Raw genomic sequence first — 743 nt, 5'->3', positions numbered from 1 at the left:
ATGTTGTTATGGTGACTACATTTTACCAAAGAGAGGTGTCTTTTTGTGTGTTTTTTGATAATTATTTATAAGAAGTTTCAATAACCGCAAGGGTTAAACCTGGATATTCAACTGCAAAACTTGAGTTGATTACCTGCATTGGCTTTTAGGTGTTGGTAGCACCTGAAAGACATGGCGGCCTTATTCAATTTCCTTCGTACATATTACCTCTGAAAGCCTTATTTTGCAAGTAATACCTGCCTTTTAATCATATTTTATAAACGCATCAGAAAAGCCTGCTTTCTTTGCTGTGGCAAGCTGTGCTTCAGCGTTGGCTTTAACGGAATAGGCACCGATTTGTACGCGGTAGTATTTCTTTTTCTCCGGTTCGACGGGCTTCGCCCCTTCACTCAGTAGCTTCTTCACATCTGCTCGAAAGGTGTTCATGCTTTTACCGTGTCTTGAAAACCAGTGTCTAGGATCAGCATGGTTCGAAGCAATTCCTCTTTGATGCCCTTCATAGTGACCAATGATATCTTTTTCGGTCAGCTTATATAGTTTGCAAAGATGAACACACAGCTCTACCGCTTCTTTGTAGACCGCATTAAAATACGAGGTGTCGGTCAAACCGTCCTCGCAGTAGAGTAGGAAAGCGCCGCCTTATTGTATTTCTACAACAGGTTTGCGCAGACCCCTCCCCGAACCGTGCTTACACCTCTCGATGTACACGGCTCTCCATTGTTACTCAATTATTCAAAACTCAA

General features: G+C 42.3%; 1 protein-coding gene. It reads right to left on the bottom strand.

Going from position 1 to position 743, the window contains the following annotated elements:
- Window positions 1-243: 243 nt before the first annotated feature.
- The gene (locus tag ACYQ2O_RS12535; RefSeq protein ID WP_346025386.1) at window positions 244-606 is read right to left on the bottom strand and encodes an SPOR domain-containing protein; all 363 of its coding nucleotides are present in this window, start codon (window positions 604-606) and stop codon (window positions 244-246) included.
- Window positions 607-743 lie beyond the last annotated feature (137 nt).

Source organism: Alkalibacterium sp. m-11 (genome assembly GCF_054658155.1).
The sequence above is the reverse complement of the archived record's forward strand: the minus strand, read 5'-3'. Positions and strand labels throughout refer to the sequence as shown.